The organism is Candidatus Acetatifactor stercoripullorum, from assembly GCF_944382095.1.
Taxonomy (GTDB): Bacteria; Bacillota; Clostridia; order Lachnospirales; family Lachnospiraceae; genus Acetatifactor; species Acetatifactor stercoripullorum.
Map to the genome: position 1 here is coordinate 98,970 of NZ_CALWMU010000002.1, position 21,121 is coordinate 120,090.

17 protein-coding genes are annotated in these 21,121 nt (G+C 48.4%); 12 read left to right on the top strand and 5 right to left on the bottom strand.

The annotated features are described in order from the left end of the window. Window positions 1–12: 12 nt before the first annotated feature. The 3 genes from SHK35_RS01190 to SHK35_RS01200 form a co-directional block, all read right to left on the bottom strand. Window positions 13–1,008: a 2-hydroxyacid dehydrogenase gene (locus tag SHK35_RS01190; protein WP_318708152.1), complete on the bottom strand. Its 996-nt coding sequence runs from the start codon at window positions 1,006–1,008 to the stop codon at window positions 13–15. Between the two features lie 97 nt (window positions 1,009–1,105). Further along, complete coding sequence (locus SHK35_RS01195; RefSeq protein WP_318708154.1) at window positions 1,106–3,340, bottom strand: helix-turn-helix domain-containing protein; 2,235 nt, start codon at window positions 3,338–3,340, stop codon at window positions 1,106–1,108. A 163-nt stretch (window positions 3,341–3,503) separates the two neighbouring features. Next, window positions 3,504–4,247: a 6-phosphogluconolactonase gene (locus SHK35_RS01200; RefSeq protein ID WP_318708155.1), complete on the bottom strand. Its 744-nt coding sequence runs from the start codon at window positions 4,245–4,247 to the stop codon at window positions 3,504–3,506. A gap of 284 nt (window positions 4,248–4,531) precedes the next feature. On the opposite strand from SHK35_RS01200, the gene SHK35_RS01205 reads away from it, so the two are divergent. From SHK35_RS01205 to SHK35_RS01245, 9 genes are all read left to right on the top strand, one after another. Continuing rightward, complete coding sequence (locus SHK35_RS01205; RefSeq protein WP_318708156.1) at window positions 4,532–6,226, top strand: extracellular solute-binding protein; 1,695 nt, start codon at window positions 4,532–4,534, stop codon at window positions 6,224–6,226. A 57-nt stretch (window positions 6,227–6,283) separates the two neighbouring features. Then, window positions 6,284–7,210 (top strand): ABC transporter permease, encoded by a 927-nt coding sequence (locus SHK35_RS01210; RefSeq protein ID WP_318703109.1) that lies wholly within the window; start codon window positions 6,284–6,286, stop codon window positions 7,208–7,210. Window positions 7,211–7,230: 20 nt separating this feature from the next. Next, window positions 7,231–8,109 (top strand): carbohydrate ABC transporter permease, encoded by an 879-nt coding sequence (locus tag SHK35_RS01215; RefSeq protein WP_318708157.1) that lies wholly within the window; start codon window positions 7,231–7,233, stop codon window positions 8,107–8,109. A 4-nt stretch (window positions 8,110–8,113) separates the two neighbouring features. Beyond that, complete coding sequence (locus SHK35_RS01220) at window positions 8,114–9,139, top strand: alpha/beta hydrolase (RefSeq protein WP_318708158.1); 1,026 nt, start codon at window positions 8,114–8,116, stop codon at window positions 9,137–9,139. 85 nt (window positions 9,140–9,224) lie between these two features. Beyond that, window positions 9,225–10,475, top strand: coding sequence for a Gfo/Idh/MocA family protein (locus SHK35_RS01225; protein WP_318708159.1), 1,251 nt, complete (start codon window positions 9,225–9,227; stop codon window positions 10,473–10,475). A 28-nt stretch (window positions 10,476–10,503) separates the two neighbouring features. Then, window positions 10,504–11,820, top strand: coding sequence for a Gfo/Idh/MocA family protein (locus SHK35_RS01230; RefSeq protein WP_318708160.1), 1,317 nt, complete (start codon window positions 10,504–10,506; stop codon window positions 11,818–11,820). Beyond that, window positions 11,810–13,126: an MFS transporter gene (locus SHK35_RS01235; protein WP_318708161.1), complete on the top strand. Its 1,317-nt coding sequence runs from the start codon at window positions 11,810–11,812 to the stop codon at window positions 13,124–13,126. Before SHK35_RS01230 ends, SHK35_RS01235 begins: the two co-directional genes overlap by 11 nt. A 9-nt stretch (window positions 13,127–13,135) precedes the next feature. Beyond that, the gene (gene nagA, locus SHK35_RS01240) at window positions 13,136–14,362 is read left to right on the top strand and encodes an N-acetylglucosamine-6-phosphate deacetylase (RefSeq protein ID WP_318708162.1); all 1,227 of its coding nucleotides are present in this window, start codon (window positions 13,136–13,138) and stop codon (window positions 14,360–14,362) included. Window positions 14,363–14,370: 8 nt separating this feature from the next. Next, the gene (locus SHK35_RS01245; protein ID WP_318703101.1) at window positions 14,371–15,630 is read left to right on the top strand and encodes a Gfo/Idh/MocA family protein; all 1,260 of its coding nucleotides are present in this window, start codon (window positions 14,371–14,373) and stop codon (window positions 15,628–15,630) included. 6 nt (window positions 15,631–15,636) lie between these two features. Here SHK35_RS01245 and SHK35_RS01250 read toward each other — a convergent pair whose 3' ends face one another. Beyond that, window positions 15,637–16,563: an AraC family transcriptional regulator gene (locus SHK35_RS01250; protein WP_318708163.1), complete on the bottom strand. Its 927-nt coding sequence runs from the start codon at window positions 16,561–16,563 to the stop codon at window positions 15,637–15,639. 174 nt (window positions 16,564–16,737) lie between these two features. On the opposite strand from SHK35_RS01250, the gene SHK35_RS01255 reads away from it, so the two are divergent. Next, window positions 16,738–17,961: an MFS transporter gene (locus tag SHK35_RS01255; RefSeq protein WP_318708164.1), complete on the top strand. Its 1,224-nt coding sequence runs from the start codon at window positions 16,738–16,740 to the stop codon at window positions 17,959–17,961. On the opposite strand, the gene SHK35_RS01260 is transcribed toward SHK35_RS01255, so the two are convergent. Further along, on the bottom strand, window positions 17,906–18,736 hold the full coding sequence (locus SHK35_RS01260) for a MerR family transcriptional regulator (RefSeq protein ID WP_318708166.1): 831 nt from the start codon (window positions 18,734–18,736) through the stop codon (window positions 17,906–17,908). The genes SHK35_RS01255 and SHK35_RS01260 overlap by 56 nt on opposite strands. A gap of 81 nt (window positions 18,737–18,817) precedes the next feature. On the opposite strand from SHK35_RS01260, the gene SHK35_RS01265 reads away from it, so the two are divergent. Both SHK35_RS01265 and SHK35_RS01270 read left to right on the top strand, forming a co-directional pair. Next, window positions 18,818–19,444, top strand: a complete 627-nt coding sequence (locus SHK35_RS01265; RefSeq protein ID WP_318708167.1) for a YitT family protein — start codon at window positions 18,818–18,820, stop codon at window positions 19,442–19,444. 489 nt (window positions 19,445–19,933) lie between these two features. Next, window positions 19,934–21,073, top strand: coding sequence for a ribonuclease III domain-containing protein (locus tag SHK35_RS01270; RefSeq protein ID WP_318708168.1), 1,140 nt, complete (start codon window positions 19,934–19,936; stop codon window positions 21,071–21,073). Window positions 21,074–21,121: the final 48 nt, after the last annotated feature.

Sequence of the window (21,121 nt, forward strand, 5' to 3'; positions counted from 1 at the left end):
AGAAACAGGCATTTATTTTACGTCGTTCTGGCTGGAATGTCCGTTCAGGTAATCTCTGGCATTCTGCAGAGTGGTCTCTGCGATGGCGGTGAGCGCCTCCTTTGTGAAGAAGCCCTGATGGGAGGTAATCATTACATTGGGGAAGGAAAGCAGTCTGGCAGTGGTGGAATGCTCCAGAATTTCGTCGGAGCGGTCCTCGAACACATTCTGCGTTTCTTCCTCATACACATCCAGTCCAACTCCTGCAAACTTGTGCATACGAATGCCCTCGATAAGGTCGTCGGTTTTTACCAGGGCGCCCCGGGAGGTGTTCACTAAAATGACACCGTCCTTCATTTTCTTGATGGTGTCAATATTTATCAAGTGATAAGTGGAATCCATGAGCGGGCAGTGCAGGGAAATTAAATCGCTTTCCTGAAGCAGCCTGTCTAAGGATACATATTCCACAAAATCTTTCAAGGCAGGATTCTCATATACGTCATAGGCGATCACCCGCATGCCGAAGCCCTGGCAGATACGGCACATAGCCGCTCCGATTTTTCCGGTGCCGATAATGCCTGCGGTCTTTTCATAAAAATTAAAGCCCATCAGGCCGCTTAGGCTGAAGTCGTTTTCCCGTACCTTATTATAAGCCTTATAAAGGCGTCTGTTGCATGCCAGTGCCAAAGCGATGGCATGCTCCGCCACGGCCTCGGGGGAATAGCCGGGAACCCGCATAACGCGGATACCGTATTCTTGCGCCTTTTCCAAATCCACGTTGTTGAAGCCTGCACAGCGCATGAGCACCAGTCCCACCTTTTTTTCATGAAGAATTTCTAAGGTTTTAGCGCCCACATCAGAGCTTACAAAGGCGCAGACTGCATCGCACCCCTCCGCAAGGGCGGCGGTTCTCGGGTCTAAATCAGATTTGATATATTCGATTTCAATATGGTTATTCTCTGCTTTTTTCAAAGCTGCGTCAAAGGAATCCCTGTCATAATTTTTGGTATCGTAAAACAATATTTTCATAATGCTGCCTCCTGTCATGATTTGTTTTTAGTGTTTCAAATTCATTATAATACCATTCGTTCAAAAGAAAAACAACAATTTCCATATTTTAATAACGTTATCTTCGATTCATCTGACGGTATTCGCTGGGAGTAATTCCCATCTGTTTTTTAAAGAGACGGCGGAATGTGACATCGTTTAAATAGCCTGTGGCAACAGCGATTTCCTGGACGGACATATTAGTTTCGGCAAGGAGGGAGCAGGCATGGGAGATACGCTTATTGGATACATAATCAAGGAAGCTGTATCCGGTGAAGGCTTTGATCCGCCTGCTTACGGTGCTCTCTGAAATATGGAAGGTGGCAGCCATCTTACTTAAGGACATATCCTCTTCGTAAATATGCTCATGAAGATAGTCGAGAAAAAGGCGGATATCCTCAGAATCTCGTTCCTCCTTCCAATCAGAGAAGCTGCGGGCCAGGCTTTCTCTGATATTTTCCCAAATTTGCCACAGCTCCGGAAAGGCCTCTGGCATATTTACGCTCCAGGACTGCAGAGAATGGATACAGGTATCATCACAGCAAAAGCCATGATCCTTTTTCAGCTGCTGCAGCACGGACAGAAGGCCTTGCTGAAAGTGTACCAGAGCGGATTTAGGAACATATTCCTGCAAGATATTTTTCTTCCAGTATTTTTGCAGCTCTTTGTCGGCGTCGGTAAATTGTCCGGATAACAGCAGAGAGGAAAAGGCGCTCAAGGACGGCAATAAAGCGGACTGGGCTTGGATGGGTTCAAGGACTTCCCAAGACACGCATTTGCTGCCTGCGCTTAAGTTTAAATAGCGCAAAGCCTCTTTAGCCTGCCGGTAGCTGTGGGAAATATTGTCGGCTTTCTGTACGCAGCATCCGATCCCGATACAGGAAACTCCAGCAGTTTTGTCCAGCAATGCAGTCAGGGATGAAACCGCTGCAAGACAGCTTTCACAGTCAGGTGCATTTACCAGATAATATCCGGTATGCCTGTCTATGGAAATAAAAAGGCAGGAAAGCGCTCCGTGCTCTCTCATGGAAAGCGCCCGGTTAATAAAAATCTCCTGATGAATGGAGACGGCCTGCAGGGAGATACACTTATAGCATGGATACGGAATGGGCACTCCCAGAGCCGCCAGGCCGCTTATCACAGAGTCAGAATTTCCTGTATTTTCCAAAAGCTGTAGAAGAAGACTGTTGATCAGCACAGGCTTGTAAATGGAAAGCTGCTCCTCTAAAAGATGCTTGTCCTTAAAAATAGAGGAAATAGCAAGCTTTAAAGTCTCATACTCCATTTGCGTTTTCTTTTCCAAGGAAGCGTTTTTGGAATTTTGAGCCTGTTGGGAGATAAGATCGGCCAGCTCTCGGATCGGCTTATAATTTTTGCGGCACAGGGTAAATACTACAGGAATGCCAATGAAAGCTGCGGCGAACCACAAAGCCGCCAGAACCAGTGTAATAAGCAGCATTTGGCTTTTCAGATATTCGGGAGAGGTTCCCACATAGAATTTCCAGTCATCTGCATTCTCAAGTAAAAAGAGCGTTTGAGACGCTGCATGGCCCAATGACAGCAGCTCCTCCTCACTGGCAGCTTCCCCATTTGTCAGAACAGTTTGATTTTGATTTGTGAAAATGTAATAGTTTTCGCTGGAATCCACTAAACGCTCCAGATGCTGCCCGATCTCTCTGTCATCCAGAAAAATAAAAAGATTGGCATATCGTGTTCCATTGGTATCAACCAGTGAGATAACATAAACAGAGTTCTGGGACAATACGGAATTGCTGTCCTCGGAACGAGGCAGAAAAAGAAAAGAGCCTGCGTCCAGGGGCCGGAGATATTCTGACAGAGCGTTTGGCTCCATAAGGAAGAGGCTCTGGTAAAAACTTTCCAGTGTGGAAGTGCCGTAGCTGGAAATCACATAATCCTTTCCATATAAATAGATGGCCAGATTGGAAATGCTGCTGTTTATAGCCAGGGAGGTAATCATATCCTGCTGGGCGGAAAACAGCATAGTGGAATCTATCAGATCAAAATCAAGCTCTGACACCGGATCGGATGCCAGCGAGCGAAGTCTTGCGTTATGCCCTACCGTGACAGAAAGTCTGTCGAAGGATGTAAAAAGGCTGTCGAAATATTCTGAGAGAGCCTGACAATGGGAAGAGGCTCTCTCCCGAAAGACCTGCCGGCGCTGATGCGTGGCAAAGCCCCAGACGCCGGCGCAGATTACGAAGAGCAAAGAAAGGAAAAAGATATAGTTATAAAGAAACATCCGAAGAAAAATTTTCGGTATACTTTTCCATTTCGTAATATATTTATGCAGCAAGAGACCGCCTCCTTTTATTCTGCGTTTCCCGTCAATAGATGTCATTGTCATCATAATATCAGACCACAGAGTTTGTCAAACCTGATTGCAAGCTGCTTCTATTGCTCTGGGCAGAGAGGCGCACAACAAACTGCAGTTATGACTGCGGCTGCTCAAAGGAGCCTCAAAGACTCCAGACAACCGGCCCTGTAATCAGGGATGAAGAATCCTTATCCAAAAACAGATCAAAGCTGGAATGGGTTTTTAGAATTGTGGCCGGAATTTCCGGCACTGCCTGACTGCTGCATAAGGTGTCATATACAGCTTTGGCCTTAACCTTGTGGGGAACGCTGGAAATAATATGACGGCATTGCATGATCTGAAAGACGGTCATGGAAATGGCCTGAGCGGGAACGTCTTCAATGGACGCAAACCAGCCCTCTCCCACCTGCTGGCGCTTACAGCTTTCATTGAGATTTACAGTGATATAGGCTTCCTTTGTCTCAAAATTGGCCGGTGGATCATTAAAAGCAATATGAGCATTTTCACCGATTCCGATCAGACCCACATCGATAGGAGCCTTGCGAAGCTCATTGGTCAAATCAGGGATGGACGCAGGGTTTCCGTCCACCAGATGATAAGCCCCCAATGGCACAAGAGAGATAAACCGTTCCTTTAAGTATTTGCGAAAGCTGGCGGGATGGGCTTCGGGAAGTCCTGCGTACTCATCCAGGTGAAACATAACTACCTTGCTCCAGTCCACATCCTCCTGCACCAGGGCATGCAGAGTTTCAAACTGGGAGCTGCCGGTGGATAAAATCAAACGGGCGCTTCCAGTTTTTAAGATGGCTTCTCTTAAATACTGTGCAGTAAGATGGGCTGCCTGCTGTCCAAGCTGCTGTGCTGTTTCCTGAATATGGATGTTCATAGGGAATTCCTCCTTGTTAAAATAGTTGTATTGTTGATTTATACTGACCATGCAGTAATTTCAGCGTAATATAGACAATCAGGGTTGGCAACCCATGCTTTTTTGCAAGGGATACAAAATTTGCTGATTGGTCATATGATACAAAAAATAAATGCTTTTCAAGAATAAATTGTTGCAAACAACCATTTGCAAATTTACAATTCACATATCACAAGAGCAAACTGCTGGATGCGGGAGGAAAAATACCGAATGCAGAAGGCAAAATAAAAGGAGGTATATTTTTTATGAAAAAAGGCAGAAAATGGAAGCTATTGGCAGGCGCCATGGCACTCGTAATGACTGCGGGAAGCTTGACAGCCTGCGGAAGTAATGAGGGTCAGCAGGCTGCAGACAGCCAGCCGCAGTCTGTGGCCGGCACAGAAAGCGCGGCAGCTGAAAGCGCGGGCGCTCAGGAGAGCGAAGCTTCCAAAATAACCTTTCCCCTTGCGGAACAGGTGGAATTGACAATCGCCACGCCTGACAGCTCGGTGGCCAGTCTGGCGGATCAGCTTCCAGTATGGCAGGAAATCCAGGAGAGGACGAACATCAAAATTAACTGGGACGTAACGGCTTCGGCTCAATATGTAGAGGTAATGAAACTGAGAGTGACAGCCGGAGGCGGGGATTTGCCGGATATTATGCTGCTTCCCAATGGCTTAAGCCTTTCTGAACTGGGAGAGCAGGGAATTATTCTTCCTCTGGAGAGCTATATTGAGACAAATGGTGAAAATATTCTGAAGGCTTATGAGGAATTTCCCAATGCAAGAGCGCTTACCTCGGCAGACGGTCATATTTATTCTATTAATCAGCTGAATGAATCGGCATATTTTTCTCCCTATACGTTTATTATCAGAAAGGACTGGCTGGACAGACTGGGCCTGGAGGTTCCTGACACGATAGATGACTGGATGGAGGTGCTGAGAGCATTCAGAGATGAGGACGCCAACGGAAATGGCAATCCTGATGATGAGGTGCCTTATTCTGCAGGCGGACATGCCTGGTATCCAACCTTCTGGGGAAATGCTTGGGGACTGCATTTATTCCAGTCAGACGGCTGGTATCCTGACGAAAACGGTCAGATACAGTATGAATTCATCAGCGACAGAGCAAAGGAATTTTATACCTGGCTGAACGGGTTTTATGAGGAAGGGCTCTTGGACCCTGAGTTTCTGACGCTGGGCGACGAAAGCAAGATGTTTGAGAAGGTTGCAAGGGACGAGGTAGGAGCGTTCACCGCATATGCGTCCAATATCCCTACGCTTGAAGCGGCCCTTGAGGCAAACGGCGTGGAGGGTGCAGAGCTGATCCCTGTGATTCCGCCCCAGGGTCCTTACGCAAGGCAGGTGGAAATCATTGGCGATATGTCTGTAAACGGTTACGTAGTTACAAGCTCCTGTGAAAACCCTGACGTTGCAGTGGCATTTATGGATTATCTGATGAGTGAAGAGGGATCTGAGCTTTTGAATTTTGGCATTGAAGGCGATACCTATGTAAAGGAGGCGGATGGAACCTATACTTTTACAGAAAAGGTGACAAATGATCCAAACGGCCTGTCGGCAAGAGAGGCTCTGGAGGCTTATGGATGTCAGGTGGGAGGCCCCTTTATCAAATCTGAAAAGAGAGAGGAAGCAATGCTTTTCAGCTATCCGGAGGAGCTGAGAGAAACCATTATTGAAGTCAGCGACGCTACAAGACCCTATATTGTGCCGGGCCTTACGCTTCCTCCCGCTACAGCGGAGGAGAGCGCTTCCATAGAAGGAATTGCGGGTGACTTAAGCACTTATATCTGGGAAATGACCGGTAAGTTTACAGTAGGTGTATCCGATATTGAAGCAGAATGGGACAGCTATGTTGAATATGTGCATACCCTTGGCGTAGATCAGCTCCTGGCTGTAAAGCAGGCTCAGTATGACAGACTGCAGGAAGCGATGGCGGAATAGAAACAGATTTCGGGCGCCCCAAAAAGGCGCCCGAAAAAGAAAGCAGTGTGAGAAAATATGAAAGATAAAAAGATAAAAAAGAAATCCTTTTGGGCGCAGCTGAAAAGGGATAAGGCACTGATTTTGATTGTACTGCCGGTAGTGATCCACTATCTCGTCTTTATCTATTACCCCATGTACGGCAATATCATTGCTTTTAAGGATTATTCACCCGTATTGGGTATCACCAAAAGCCCCTGGGTTGGCTTTCGATACTTTATTCAGTTTTTTGAATCCCCTTATTTCTTCCGTGTGCTGCGCAACACGCTTTTAATCAGCGTTTACAGTATTTTGTGGGGATTTCCCATTCCCATTATTTTTGCGCTGATGACCAATGATTTGAAGGCTGGGGCATACAAGAAGCTGGTGCAGGCGGTGAGCTATATCCCTTACTTTATATCCACCGTGGTTGTGTGCGGTATGCTGGTAAATTTTCTGTCTCCCAGCTCAGGCATCATTAATTCCATTATCAAGGCTTTGGGCGGGGAAGCCATTAATTTTTTGATGGAGCCTTCCTGGTTTCGGACAGTATTTATTGCCAGCGGCATCTGGCAGGGGTTTGGCTGGTCTGCCATTGTCTACCTGTCCGCTCTTACGGGGGTGAACCCCGAGCTGTATGAAGCGGCCAGGGTGGACGGAGCAGGAAAGCTGCGGCAGGTCTGGCATGTATCCATACCCTGCATTATGCCCACCATTATTGTTACCTTCATTATGAACCTGGGAACTCTTATGAGCGTAGGCTATGAAAAAATAATTCTTCTCTATAACCCTGTGAACCTGGAGACGGCGGATGTGATTTCCTCCTATGTATACCGCACCGGCCTGGTGGAGGGAAATTACAGCTTCGGATCTGCGGTGGGGCTTTTCAATTCCGTTATCAATCTGATTCTGGTGTTTGCTGCAAATAAAATCAGCCGCAGGGTATCGGAAACCTCGCTGTGGTAAGGGAAGAAAGGAGTGAAAGCATGAAGAGAATGTCCGTGTCGGACAAAGTGGTGACCATTGTAAATTATGTGCTCTGCTTTATAATTGCCTGCATTACAGCCTACCCGCTGATTTATGTGTTCAGCATGTCCATCAGCAGACCTGAAGCGGTGGTATCGGGAACGGTGAAGCTTCTGCCCAAGGGATTCTCCCTGCAGGCTTTTAAACTGGTATTTTCCAATATGGAGGTATGGAGATCTTATTACAATACCATATGGTACACTGTAGTGGGAACGGCTATCAGCGTATTGCTGACCCTGATGGCGGCCTACCCGCTTTCCAGAAAACAGTTTTGCCTAAGGAAGCCCTTGTCGGTATTCTTTTCCATATCCATGTTTTTTACGGGAACACTGGTTCCCATGTATCTGCTGATTAATAATCTGGGATTGTACAATACCCGCTGGGCCATAGTGCTTCCAACAGGAGCGGCCGCCTATTACATCATTATTGCCCGGACCTTTTTTTCGGGAATATCCGACAGCCTGTATGACTCGGCCAGAATTGACGGCGCAGGAGAAATGAAAATTTTGTGGAAGGTTTATATGCCTCTTTCAAAGCCGGTAATCTCCGTTCTGATTTTGTACTATGCAATTCAGCAGTGGAACAGCTATTTCAACGCAATGATTTACCTGCCGGGACGGAGAGACCTGCAGCCCCTTCAGATTTATTTGATGAAGGTATTGATTAATAACGAATCCGCTGTGGACGGGGGAGCCATGGGTTCTGCGGCTCAAAGTATGATCAGCACACAGCTGAAATATGTGGTGATTGTGGTGGCACTGGTTCCGATTCTTTGCGTCTATCCCTTCCTGCAGAAATATTTTACCACGGGGATGACCCTTGGGGCGGTGAAGGAGTAGCACTATGAGCAGACATCAGTTTTCCATGGAGTATTACTGGCGGATGCAGGCGGAGAAAATAAGTCCTGCCCTTTCCTGGAACGAGGAATGGGACTTTGCAGAGTGGAAAAAGGCTTCCGGCGCAAAGCTCCGGGAGCTGATTGGAGATTTTCCAAAGAGGGTTCCTCTTATGTCGGATGTGGAATATTCCGTGGAGGAAGAGGACTTTATCAGGCAGAGAGTTGTATTTGATTCGGAGGAAGAGATGTCTGTTCCCTGTCAGGTGCTGATTCCCAAAGGGGAGCAGCCCCAGGGGGGATTTCCGGCAATATTGTGCTGCCATGGGCACGGGAAATTTGGCAAGGATCCCGTGGCGGGGCTGGCTGGAACGCCGGAATGCCGGGCAGATATAGCGGAGATGAATTATGATTACGGCGCGCAGATGGCAAAGGCGGGTTTTCTGACCATATGCCCGGATCTAAGGGGATTTGGAGAGAGAAGAGACGGAGATGACTGGCTGGGAAGGGACACCTGCAATGTAAACCTTCTGAAGGGAGAAATTTTGGGAAAGTATCCACTGGCGCTGAATATCTGGGATATGAAGTGCTGCATTGACTATCTGTGCACCAGAAAGGATGTGAATCCTCAGAGAATCGGCATGATGGGACTCAGCATGGGGGGAACCATGACGGCGTTTACCACCGCTGTGGAGCCAAGAATTAAGGCGGCGGATATCATTGCCTATATCAACCCCTTGGACCGTTTTGGGATTGCAAGGGGGAATTTCTGTGGCTCTCAGATTCTGCCTGGCCTGCGATGCCATCTGGATACATCGGATATTGCCGGGCTGATTGCACCCAGACCTCTTCTTCTGGAAATGGGCACTGGGGACAGATGCTTCTTCTTCCAGGATTTGTGGAAGGGGTACGAGAGCGTAAAAAATATTTATGAGAATGCCGGGGCGGGCGATCAGCTTTGGAAGGATATCCATTCGGGAGGCCACGCCTTCTCAGGGAAAAAAGCAGCTGCCTTTTTCCGGCAGTACTTATAGGGCTGCAAGGCACCGCAAGGAAGCAGAATAGAAAGACAAAGAAAATATGGAAAAATTACAGAAAAAGCGGACAGGAGAGATTGTCATGAAGAAATATGTTCTGGCGGGAGCCGGAAACAGAGGATACTGGATGTACGCGAAAGCCATTCGGGATGAGTATGCAGACTGTGCCGTTCTGGCAGGAATTATGGATGTGAACAAAATGAGGGCAGAGTATGTAAAAAGGCAGATGGGGCAGGACATTCCTGTGTATACGGATTTTGCCAAAATGCTCCGGGAGGTTAAGCCGGACTGCGCCATTATCACTACTACGGACAGATATCACAATGATTATGTGGTACAGGCCTTGGATATGGGAGTGGAGGTAATCTGCGAAAAGCCTTTAACCATAGATGAAGTCAAGCTGAATCAGATTCTGGATGCCAGAGAAAGAACCGGTAAAAATGTAAGGGTTACCTTTAACTGCCGGTATATGCCTCATTTTGAAAAGATCAAGGAGCTGCTGGCAAAAGGGGCAGTAGGACAGGTTTACAGCGTCCACTTTGAATGGATGCTGGACTGCGTGCATGGCGCAGACTATTTTCGGAGATGGCATCGCAGGATAGAAAACAGCGGAGGGCTTCTGGTACATAAATCCACCCACCATTTTGATATTGTGAACTGGCTCATTGAGCAGGACCCGGAGGAAGTGTCCGCATTTGGGGCTCTGCGCTTCTATGGGGATGAAAAAAGGCAGAAGGGACTGCGGTGCAGCACCTGCACGGAGCAGACCACATGCCCCTTTGTGTACCCGGGATTATCAGAGCCGTCTGTACGGGAAATGTATTTTGACTGTGAAAAAGAGGATGGCTATTTCAGAGACCGCTGTGTTTTTGATTCTGAAATAAATATTTATGATACCATGTCCCTGAATGTGCGCTACAGCAAGGGGGCTTCTATGACGTATTCTCTGACTGCCTATGGCCCCTATGAGGGCTGGAAGCTGTCCATAACCGGCTCTGAGGGCAGATTGGAGGCCCAGCAGTTTGACACAGGCCCCCAGGCGGAGGATACATGCTTTCATATCAAGGTATTTGACAGAGAAGACGGCGTTATGACCTACGATATGAAAAAAGGAACCGGAAGCCACGGGGGAGCGGATACTAAACTTCTGGACAACCTCTTCCGGGCAGAAAATTCCTGCGGAGAAGAAGCCGATCCACTGGGGCAGCGCGCAGGCCTGAGGGCAGGAGCCCTGTCAATTTCGATTGGTATTGCCGCCAACAAAAGTATCCAAGAGGGAAAAATTGTGAAAATTGCAGACCTGGTGGAGCTTGACCGGCTCAAGGGTCTTTGAGGATCCCAGAGGAGAAAGGAGAAAAGGCATGAGCGAATCCAAGGAAACCAGAAAGCCGGTAACGGTGGTCATTATAGGAGCAGGTGGAAGGGGCTATCTGACCTATGCTCCTTATGCAAAAAAATATCCGGAACAGATGAAGGTTGTGGGCGTGGCAGAGCCTGATGAGAAACGGCGGAAGATGATACAGGAGGAATATGGGCTTTCTCTCGAGAATTGCTTTTCCACTGCAGAGGAGCTTTTTTCTGCTCCCAGGTTTGCGGACATGGCATTTATCTGCACCCAGGATCACCAGCATATAAAGCACGGGCTGCTTGCCATGGAGGCAGGCTATGATATTTTGCTGGAAAAACCCATATCTGCAGATATCGGTGAATGCCAGAAGCTGAATCAAAGAGCAAGGGAGCTGAAAAGGTTTGTTACAGTATGCCATGTGCTTCGATATGCTCCCTTTTACCAAAAAATCAAAGAATTGATTGACAGAGGAGAACTGGGAGAAGTGGTCTGTATTCAAGCTGCGGAAAACGTAGGCTACTGGCATCAGACCCACAGCTATGTAAGAGGAAAGTGGAGGGATGCGGATAAGACAAGTCCCATGATTCTGGCCAAAAGCTGCCATGATATGGATATTCTGGTCTGGCTCACCGGCAGCACCTGCAAAACCGTTTCCTCCGTTGGAGCGCTTACGTTTTTCCGGAAGGAAAACGCCCCGGAAGGCGCGCCGTCCCACTGTCTGGGGGGCTGCCCGGTAAAGGAAAGCTGCTGCTTTGACGCGGAGAAAATATACGTGACGGATGCGCTTACCGGATATGACGCCAACGGTGCGGGCTGGATGCAGAAAGCGGTCACGCCGTCTGGAGACAGGGAGAGCCTGTACCAGGCTCTGAGCACGGGCCCTTATGGACGCTGCGTTTTTCGCTGCGACAACAATGTGGTGGATCACCAGACACTTTCCGCGGTGATGAAAAACGGCGTCAGCATCAGCTTTGCCATGTGTGGGCTTAACAGCGACAATTACAGAACCATTCATGTAATGGGTACCAAAGGAGACCTGTGGGGAGAGCTGGAAAAAGAAAAAATCCTGTTAAAACCATTCGGGAAGGAGCCTGAGGAGATTCGCCTGAGTGTAGAGGAAACGGTATCGGGGCACGGAGGCGGAGATTACCACATGCTTTCGGAAATGTTTCAGGCAAGACGGGAAGGAAGGGATTCCCTTACGGGATTGGAGGAATCTCTGGCCAGCCATTATATGGCGCTGGCAGCAGAACGCTCTCGTCAGCTGGGCGGCAAATGCCTGGATGTGGATGATTTTGTGACACAAAGGGAAGGAACAGATGGAAGGTGAAAAACGGGGACAGTGGAAAGTGATTTTTTCCACAGGGACGCAGGAGGGAAAAGCCAGGGTCTGTATTCTTGTATCGGAAGCTTTAAAGGCTGTCTACACGGCCCTGACTACAGGGGTTTTCCTCACTGGATTTTTGCTGGCGGGAGGGTTTGACGGCGCTGACATCGGCATTGTCACATCCATCCCCCTGGTATCCGGCATTCTCTATCCCATTGCGCCGCTCTTTCTTGAGCGCTTCCAAAAGAGGAAGGCGATTTTAGGAAGCTTTCGTTTTCTATTTCACAGCCTGAATATTTTTGCAGTAACTCTGCTTCCCTTCCTTTTTCAGGGCAGAATTTTGGGTGGGCTGCTGATTTTTGCCATTCTTTTGGGAAATGTAGCCAACGTGTTGGTTGCCAGCGGCTTTCCTGCCTGGCATATTCAATTTCTTCCAGACGAAATCAGAGGACGTTTTTTTGCGGCTTCCGGCATGATTAACAGCATTTCCACGGCTCTTGCATCACTGGCGGCCAGTGTGCTCTCGGATATGGCAAAGGATTCGGGAAACGAGTTGTTTTGGCTTGGGTGTGTGCGCATGGCTGCCTTTGTGCTGGCCCTTTTAGAGCTGGCAGCCTTGCTGATCCCCAAAGAATTTCCTTATGCGCCCTCTTCGGGACAGGGGATTTCTCTGCTGGCAGAGCCGGCAAAACATCCCAGATTTTTGATGACCATGATAGTGGTGTTTGCTTGGATGGCATTTTCCACCATGACATTATATGCAGCAAACGCTTATCTGCTGGATGAGGTAGGCGTATCCTATACATTTCTCAGCATCCTGCAGACCTGCAATATTTTTGTGACTGCTCTGGTTATGCCTTTCTGGCTGAAATGGCAGATGCAGAAGGGCTGGTTTAAGGTGTTTCGCAGAGTGTTTCTGCTGTTTTCCCTGTATCCGGTTTTGCATGCCTTTGTAACGGAGCAAACCTGGCTTTGGATGCTGCCTGTGACCATTTTGTTTTATCAGGCAGTGCTGGCCGGAGGAAATTTCTGCTTTGGCAATATGGCTTATATCTGTACGCCCAAGGAGAAACGCACCGTATTTTTGTCTTGGCATCTTATGGTTGTGGCCCTGGGCTCTCTGGCAGGACAGGGAACGGCGGCTGCATTTTTGAAGATTTGCTGCAACCCGCTTCAGCTTGGGGGCATCAGCGTGTCACCTTCCCAGCAGCTTTTGCTCCTGCAGGGAGGACTGTGCTTTTTGTTTGCACTGTGGTATGGAAAACGTCTCCTAGGCAGGCTGGGGGAGCCGGAGAGAGGAGAAAGGTAAAGGAATCGTATGAGAACAGTAAGATATATCAATGGATGTATTATCACCCCCTGGGGATATGTGGAGAGAGGAACTCTGATTACCCGGGGAGAACGGATTGCGATCATTTCAGAGGGTGGGGGAACCAGGATTCCCCTTGAGGCGGATGAGACTGTAGACTTGGAGGGGGACTATCTTGCCCCCGGCTTTTTGGATATCCATGTACACGGAGGCGGAGGCGGCGACTTTATGGATGGGACACAGGACAGCTTCCGGAAAGCGATGGCAATTCATTTGGCACATGGGACTACCGGACTGTGTCCCACTACCCTTACGGCAACCATGGAGGAACTGAAACAGGTCTTTGGGCAGAGTGCGGCCATGAGGCGGCTGGCGGAAAACCCAAAAGAAGGCCTCCCCGGTATTTTAGGCGTGCATATGGAAGGGCCGTATATTGCAGAGCCCATGAAGGGCGCCCAGGATGCTGAATTTATCCGGGACCCCAGGGATGGAAGCTTTCGTCAAATTTTGGAAATGGCTGCAGGGGAGCTGAAAATCTGGACGGCGGCGCCGGAGCTTCCAGGGGCTTCTGCATTTGCCGCAGAGGCCAGGAGAGCCGGTGTGCTGCTGTCTGTGGGGCATAGTGACGCCAGAATAGAAGAGGTGGAACAGGCGGTAAGGGATGGCTATACCATGGCGACGCACCTGTATTCCAGCATGTCCACTATTATCCGGGAAAACGGCTGCAGAAGACCCGGGGTTTTGGAGGCCTCCCTGCTTATGGACGCACTGGACGTGGAAGTGATTGCGGACGGAATGCACCTTCCGGCCTCCCTGCTGCAGCTGATCGTCAAGACAAAAGGAGTGGAACATATTATATTGGTTACGGATGCCATGCGGGGAGCGGGAATGGGACCGGGGAGATACCGTCTGGGAAGCCAAAAAAACGGGCAGGAGGTAATCTCGGATGGAGAGATTGCAAGACTGCAGGATGGGATATCCTTTGCCGGAAGCGTGGCTACCGCAGACAGGCTCATCAGAGTTATGAATGAACAGGGGCAGGTGCCTCTGTGGCAGGCGGTGAGGATGATGACATACAATCCGGCAAGGGCTCTTGGAGAAAGGGAAATCGGAAGCCTGGAGACGGGAAAATATGCAGATATGGTGCGATTTGCTCCGGGCGTGAAGGTAAAGGAGGTATACCGCAGAGGAAGGCTTGTCTGTAAGGCTGGCAGGAAGCAGGAGGCGGGAGAATAAGAGAGAAAATGGAAAAAATCAGACTTGGAATTATCGGGCTTGGAGGAAGGGGAAAGGTACTCCTTCCCAGTATTCAGGCAATTTCAGCTTTCCATGTGGAAGCAGTATGTGATTTGTATCCGGAGCGGGTGGAGGAATATGTGAGGCTGTGCGAGGAGGAGTACGGGCTGCATCCCTTTGCCACAAAGAATTACAGGGAGCTTCTGGAACGTCCTTTAGACGCTGTGATTGTGAGTACTACTTGGAATACACATGTCCCCATTGCTCTGGAGGCCATGCAGGCGGGACTGCATGTGGGTATGGAAGTGGGGGGAGCTTACTGTGAAAAAGACTGCTGGGATTTGGTGAACACCAGTCAGAGCACGGGAAAAATCTGTATGCTCCTGGAGAACTGCTGCTACGGGGACAATGAGCTGACTGTGTTTCACATGGCCAGACTGGGGCTGTTCGGAGAGATTGTCCATGCCCAGGGAGGCTATGAGCATGATCTGCGGGAGCAGATTGCCCTGGGAAGAGAATTGAAGCATGGGAGAATGCCGAACTTTTTACACAGAAACGGGGACCTTTACCCCACCCACCAGCTTGGCCCCATTGCAAAGCTTTTGGACATTAACAGAGGAAACAGGATACTTTCCCTGGTTTCTATGGCATCAAAGGCCAGGGGGCTGGGGGCCTGGGTTAAAAATAACCGTCCGGACAATCCGGAGCTTGCCATGGCGGAGTGGAAGGAGGGGGACGTGGTCACAAGCATTTTAAAGTGCGCAAATGGAGAAACCATTGTTTTAAATCATGGCTGTACACTGCCCAGACCCTATTCCAGGGACGGAAGAATCCAGGGAACCAAGGGAATCTGGCTGGAGGAAAGGGACGGCATCTACCTGGAATCGGAGAAAGAGGCGGGAATGTCAAACCTTGAGGGAGAACATGAATGGACGCCCATGCAGGAATACAAGGATAAATACAGGCATCCCCTGTGGAAGGAATATGAAAGCCTTCAGATCAAAAAGGTAGGGCACAACGACATGGACTATTTGGTGCTCTGCGCCTTTGCGGACAGTGTGTTAAACGGAGAGGACTCCCCCATAGATGTCTACGATACGGCCCTGTGGATGTCTATTACTTATTTGTCCGAGCAGTCCGTGGCAATGGGAGGAATGCCGGTTCCCGTGCCGGATTTCACAAAAGGAGCCTGGATAAACAGAAAGCCGGAGCGGAGAAGCAAGTACGCGCTGTCCCAGGTGTGCTGGGAGAAGTTTGCCCGAGGGTAGGGGCTATTATTTTGTCTGAATAGCGTGTGCATTTTGCTTTCTATATTCGCCCGGGGTGCATCCCTTTATTTCCCGGAATATTTTTGTAAAATAGCTGGAGTCCTCAAAGCCGCATTCGGCGCCGATGTCTCCAGCTTTTTTCTGGGACAGGCACAGAAGCTCCGCAGCCTTTTGGATGCGGAACTGCCTCACATACTGTATGGGAGTTGTGCCGATTGCGGCGTGAAAGCAGCGCAGGCATTCGCTTTCGCTTATCATTGCGCTTTTGGCAATCAAGGAAGTAGTAAGCTCCTCGGCATAATGGCGGTGGATAAACTGAAGCATGATTTTAATCCGCTCTGTGTTTCGCAGCCGGCCTTCGGAGAGGGAGCTTTGAAAACTGGTGCAATGCTTTTTTAAGAGCAGAACCAGACAGGACAGGGCATTGCGGGCAAAAAATTCGTATCCCTCAAATTCCGCTGTCACACTCTCCCAGGCGTCCTCTATGGCCCTGAGGGCGTCCTTATGCCAGGGAGAAAAGCCATCCAGACAGACGCTTTTGAGCAATGTATTCTGCAGCAGGGGCTGAAGGTATTTCTGCCAGAGAATGCTGTCTATGGTTCCCCCTACCAGACGGGGATGAAACACGATGGAACGGGTGTGGCAGCCCAGGCCCTTTTCCATATGCACCTCATGCAGCACCCCCGAATTGATAAAGATACCTTGTCCCTCCTTAAGGGTATATTTTTCAAACTCTGCGGAAACGATGGCGGTTCCCTTTTTTACAAGAATCGTCTCCCATTCCTCATGCCAGTGCCAGGGGACGGCCTCAAAGGGCACGGCGTTTTCGGGAATATTTTCCTCGTAGCAGGCGATGGGAAACAGGGCAGAGCCGTGCTCCGCCAGCTCCCGGCCCTGTGTATCTGTTGTGCAGGTGCAGTATGACAGCGACATAAATCCTCCATGATGACGGTTTTGTTATATAATATTGGCGAAAATATTATATTTTCTGCCAAATACTGATGATATAATTATACCGTTTAAAACGGTCGGCGTCCAGCGCTTTTGGGACGGCGGCGGAAATAAGTTCACTTGTAAAGCATAATTATAATGGAGGAATAAAAAAGTATGTTTCATCTGCTTTTAGCGATTATTTATCTTGCCTTTATCAGCCTGGGCCTGCCGGATTCCCTTTTGGGCTCCGCCTGGCCGTCCATGTATCAGGAATTTCAGGTTCCGGTATCCTATGCGGGAGTGATTTCCATGATCATTGCGGCTGGCACCATTGTGTCAAGTCTGCTGAGTGACAGGCTTACCAGAAAATTCGGCACAGGAAAAGTGACCACGGTAAGCGTGGCCATGACGGCGGCAGCACTGTTTGGCTTTTCCATGAGCCACTCCTTTTGGGCTCTGTGTCTGTGGGTGGTTCCCTACGGTCTGGGCGCGGGGGGAGTGGATGCTTCCTTAAATAACTATGTGGCGCTTCACTATGCCAGCCGCCATATGAGCTGGCTTCACTGTATGTGGGGAGTGGGCGCATCCTTAGGCCCTTCTATCATGAGCTTCGCCCTGACAAGGGGACAGACATGGAACATGGGCTACCGCTATATCAGCCTGATACAGATCGCTCTGACGGTGGTGCTGCTGTTCAGCCTTCCTCTCTGGAAGAAAAATACCACATCCTCTCAGAGGGAGGACAGTGTGGGGACAGACGGCGGCGCAGAACTGGATGCAGGCACAGAGGCGTCTGCCGGTGAAGGGGAGGTTCTTTCCCTGAAAAAGATTTTGGGCATACCCGGGGCAAAGGAGATCATGGTCACCTTCTTTTGCTACTGTGCCTTGGAGCAGACAGCAGGTCTGTGGGCGGGCAGCTACCTGGCCCTGCATGCGGGCTTATCCGGCCAGCAGGCGGCGGGCTATGCGGGACTTTTCTTTTTGGGAATTACCATTGGAAGAGGGGCCAGCGGCTTTCTTACCATGAAGCTTAAGGATACGCAGATGATCCGGCTTGGCCAGGGGCTGATTCTTTTTGGAATTTTGGCGCTGCTTCTGCCCTTTGGAGAGATTACGGCGCTTGTGGGGCTTGGTGTGGTGGGCCTTGGATGCGCGCCGGTCTATCCTTGTATTATTCATTCCACCCCGGAGCATTTTGGTGCGGCTTCCTCCCAGGCGCTGATTGGCGTACAGATGGCGTCCGCCTATGTGGGAACCTGCTTCATGCCCTCTGTGTTCGGACTGGTGGCAAACCATATCAGCGTTTCCCTGTTTCCGGTTTATCTGGCCGTGATTCTGGTTCTTATGGTTTTGATGCACGAGAGGATGCTGCGGAAACGGGAATCTGGATCTCGGTGAGAAATTCTTCCTCCAGCGAGGTGTCTCGGTTATCAATCGCATAGAGCTCAAAGGCAGCGCCCGAAGCATACAGGCCCTTTTCCTCCAGCCAGGAAAGGGCCTCTTTTACGCGCCTGCCGTTTTGCAGATAGCCGCCTTTGTAAAAATAAGAAAGATAATTTCCCTCCGGCAGCTCAAAGTCATAGAGGCTGGCATCCTCCTCCAGCACAAAAAACACGGAATCATACACGTTGGAAGCCCCCTGGCGAAGTCTTTCCATGTCAAAGCGGGCTCCCACGGTCTGGTTTCCAAAATCCTTTATTTTATCCTCATGTCTGCGGTGGAGCTTTTTCATCACAAAGTCCATTTCCTCGTCCCGGGTGATGTGCTCCATTATCTGAACGCATCTTCTGCGGGGAATGTGAATGATATCCATGACGTCTGGCTTTACAGAAAGAGCCTCATGCAGGCCCGCCAGGCGCTTTTGCAGACAGCGCTCCTTTTCCTCTAATTCCTCCATGGTAAGACGTACCAGCTCCAGCTCCTGCTTTAGCAAAGAAAGGGTGTTGTCAATGCTTTGCTTCTCCAGATACTCCCTGATCTGGCTCATGGAAAAATCAAGACTGCGCAGATCCCGGATGAGATTCAGCTTATACATATCCTTCAGGCCATAGAGCCGATAACCGTTCTGATCTCTTTTGGGCTTTATGACGCCAAGCTTTTCATAATAACGAAGGGAGTCGGCGCCAATCCCATATAATTTTGAAATTTCGTTGATTTTATAATATTCTTTCATAATGCACCTGAAATATTTAGGGTATTGACATTGGTATTGTACCAGAGTTTATCATGGCAGTAAAGAAACGGAGGAAAATGTATGTGGAAAGAAAGAATCAGAAAGCTTATTTTAATTTTACTGGGGGCAGCCATCGCCACCTTTGGAATTCATAATATTCACCAGCAGACGCATATCACGGAGGGCGGCGTTATAGGAATGGTTTTGCTTGCAAACCATTGGCTTGGGATACCGGCCTCTGCCGCCACTTTTGTTCTGGATGTGACCTGCTATCTACTTGCCTTAAAATGGCTGGGGAAGGGCTTTGTCAAAACGTCTGTGACCTCTACCATCTGCGTCTCTGTCTTTTATAAGCTGTGGGAGCTGTTCCCGCCCATGCTTCCCGACCTGTCGGAGTATCCTCTTTTGGCAGCAGCGCTGGGAGGAATTTTCGTAGGAGTGGGCGTGGGGCTGATCGTGCGTCAGGGAGGCTCCAGCGGAGGAGATGACGCGCTGGCGCTGACCATTTCCAAGCTGGCCCGGTGGCGCCTGTCAAGGGCGTACCTGATTACAGATCTCACGGTGCTTATTTTGTCCCTTTCCTATATTCCCTTTAAGAGGATCGCCTATTCGCTGGTGACGGTGACCATTTCCTCGCTGCTGATTGATTTTATAAAGAGCGGATGTAGGGTATCCTTGCCTAAGGGGGAAATGAATAGCTGCGACTGATACAGCAAAGAGAGCACCCTCATAAAACCAAGGGCAGCGCCGAGGATAATAAAAATTTGCGGCAGACGCGGAGTAACCAAGAGCAAGCTGAATATTTCCACCGCAGCCACCGAATAAGTGGCAATTTTCATAGTCAGTACAATATAGAAAACTTTTGTTTTCTCTTTGCCTTTGGCTATCTGGTCTGTCTGCCTTTTCTTCTTTGCGATATCATTTTGCATTTCAGCGGTGTTTTTTATGGAATACTTGCGTTCTTTAAATGAAAGTAATATAATATAATAACTTGAAGGCGTAATACTTTAAATTTAGAACATTGTCTCTTAGTGTTTATTCTTGTTTATGCAAGTGAATTCGAGTAAACAAACGGAAACAAAGAATTAAATTTAATGCGTTATGTCTGACTGATCCGTTCCTGTTTTTGTGGGAAAGTGTTTTGTCAGACTATTATTATGCCTTTTGGTAAATATATTATCGAAAGGATTTTTTGTTATGGAAAAAGAATTAGTATGGAAAATGGTACAAGGGCAAATCGGATATGAATTTAAAAATCTCGATTTGCTAAAGCAGGCGTTCACTCGCCGTTCGTACACCGAAGAAAACGGTGGGGAAAACAACGAGGTGCTCGAGTTTATCGGGGACAAAGCGTTGGATTATGCTGTTGTAAGGATTCTCATTCAAAGATATGGACACTTAGCAAACGGTGCATTAGTTGACGGAACCAATCTGTATGGTTTGGAGCAAGAAATAAAACGTAATCAAAACGGTTTTGAAGAACTAAAAGTGAATGCCTTCCGTTGTGATTACAGCGAAGACGACCTAACCAAAATCAAGAGCCGAATGGTCAATAAAAAGGCATTAGCCCGTCGAATGGGGGAACTTGGATTTTCAGAACATCTCATTATGGGAAAAGGTGATATTCAAAATAGTATCAACAAGGAAGATTCTGTAAAGGAAGATTTATTTGAAGCGATTGTGGGTGCAGTTGTAATTGATTGCGGATGGAACCAAAAAGTAATTCAGTCAGTAGTTGAAGCAATGCTTGTTCCCGAGGATTTTTTAAGCAATAACACAGACACAAATTATGTTCGGCTTATTCAAGAATGGGAAATGCAAAAAAATGGTTGTATTCCTTGGTACAAATACAAGGAGGCTTCGTATAAACTCACTTGGTATATAAGGGAGGAAAACACTATATATCAGAATTTCCCGTTGAATTACAACTATTCTAAGCTGAAATATCATTGCTATGTTAAACTGCTGGATTCGATGCCGGTATTTTGTGGATTTGGCGTATCAATTTGTGAGGCAAGAATGTCCGCTTGCAAATTGGCTTATGAGTATTTAGAGAAAAACGATATGCTGTATTCCATCGTTGATGAAATTGAAAATCCCAATCGTGATGACGCAATTAATCAATTGGAAATCTTGGCTCGGCGTGGTTATTTTTCTATTCCCACTTATGATTTTAGTCAAAGTTATGATAATAACGGCAATCCCATATGGAGATGTGAATGTCATATAGAGGAACAAGAAGATGGCTTCTGTGAAACATCTTCGTCAAAAAAAGATGCAAAAAAGGGTGCCGCTTACAGTATGCTTCTTTCTGTCTTAGGAATGAAGGAAGAATAGTTTGTCAAAATGGTGCTTCAAGTGATAACGTGTCGTTTGAAAGCTTGC

Bases quoted from the DNA above. Each gene is read 5' to 3' on its own strand.
- SHK35_RS01190 (WP_318708152.1), bottom strand. From the start codon at position 1,008: ATGAAAATATTGTTTTACGATACCAAAAATTATGACAGGGATTCCTTT.
- SHK35_RS01200 (WP_318708155.1), bottom strand. From the start codon at position 4,247: ATGAACATCCATATTCAGGAAACAGCACAGCAGCTTGGACAGCAGGCA.
- SHK35_RS01205 (WP_318708156.1), top strand. From the start codon at position 4,532: ATGAAAAAAGGCAGAAAATGGAAGCTATTGGCAGGCGCCATGGCACTC.
- SHK35_RS01210 (WP_318703109.1), top strand. From the start codon at position 6,284: ATGAAAGATAAAAAGATAAAAAAGAAATCCTTTTGGGCGCAGCTGAAA.
- SHK35_RS01215 (WP_318708157.1), top strand. From the start codon at position 7,231: ATGAAGAGAATGTCCGTGTCGGACAAAGTGGTGACCATTGTAAATTAT.
- SHK35_RS01220 (WP_318708158.1), top strand. From the start codon at position 8,114: ATGAGCAGACATCAGTTTTCCATGGAGTATTACTGGCGGATGCAGGCG.
- SHK35_RS01225 (WP_318708159.1), top strand. From the start codon at position 9,225: ATGAAGAAATATGTTCTGGCGGGAGCCGGAAACAGAGGATACTGGATG.
- SHK35_RS01230 (WP_318708160.1), top strand. From the start codon at position 10,504: ATGAGCGAATCCAAGGAAACCAGAAAGCCGGTAACGGTGGTCATTATA.
- SHK35_RS01235 (WP_318708161.1), top strand. From the start codon at position 11,810: ATGGAAGGTGAAAAACGGGGACAGTGGAAAGTGATTTTTTCCACAGGG.
- nagA (WP_318708162.1), top strand. From the start codon at position 13,136: ATGAGAACAGTAAGATATATCAATGGATGTATTATCACCCCCTGGGGA.
- SHK35_RS01245 (WP_318703101.1), top strand. From the start codon at position 14,371: ATGGAAAAAATCAGACTTGGAATTATCGGGCTTGGAGGAAGGGGAAAG.
- SHK35_RS01250 (WP_318708163.1), bottom strand. From the start codon at position 16,563: ATGTCGCTGTCATACTGCACCTGCACAACAGATACACAGGGCCGGGAG.
- SHK35_RS01255 (WP_318708164.1), top strand. From the start codon at position 16,738: ATGTTTCATCTGCTTTTAGCGATTATTTATCTTGCCTTTATCAGCCTG.
- SHK35_RS01260 (WP_318708166.1), bottom strand. From the start codon at position 18,736: ATGAAAGAATATTATAAAATCAACGAAATTTCAAAATTATATGGGATT.
- SHK35_RS01265 (WP_318708167.1), top strand. From the start codon at position 18,818: ATGTGGAAAGAAAGAATCAGAAAGCTTATTTTAATTTTACTGGGGGCA.
- SHK35_RS01270 (WP_318708168.1), top strand. From the start codon at position 19,934: ATGGAAAAAGAATTAGTATGGAAAATGGTACAAGGGCAAATCGGATAT.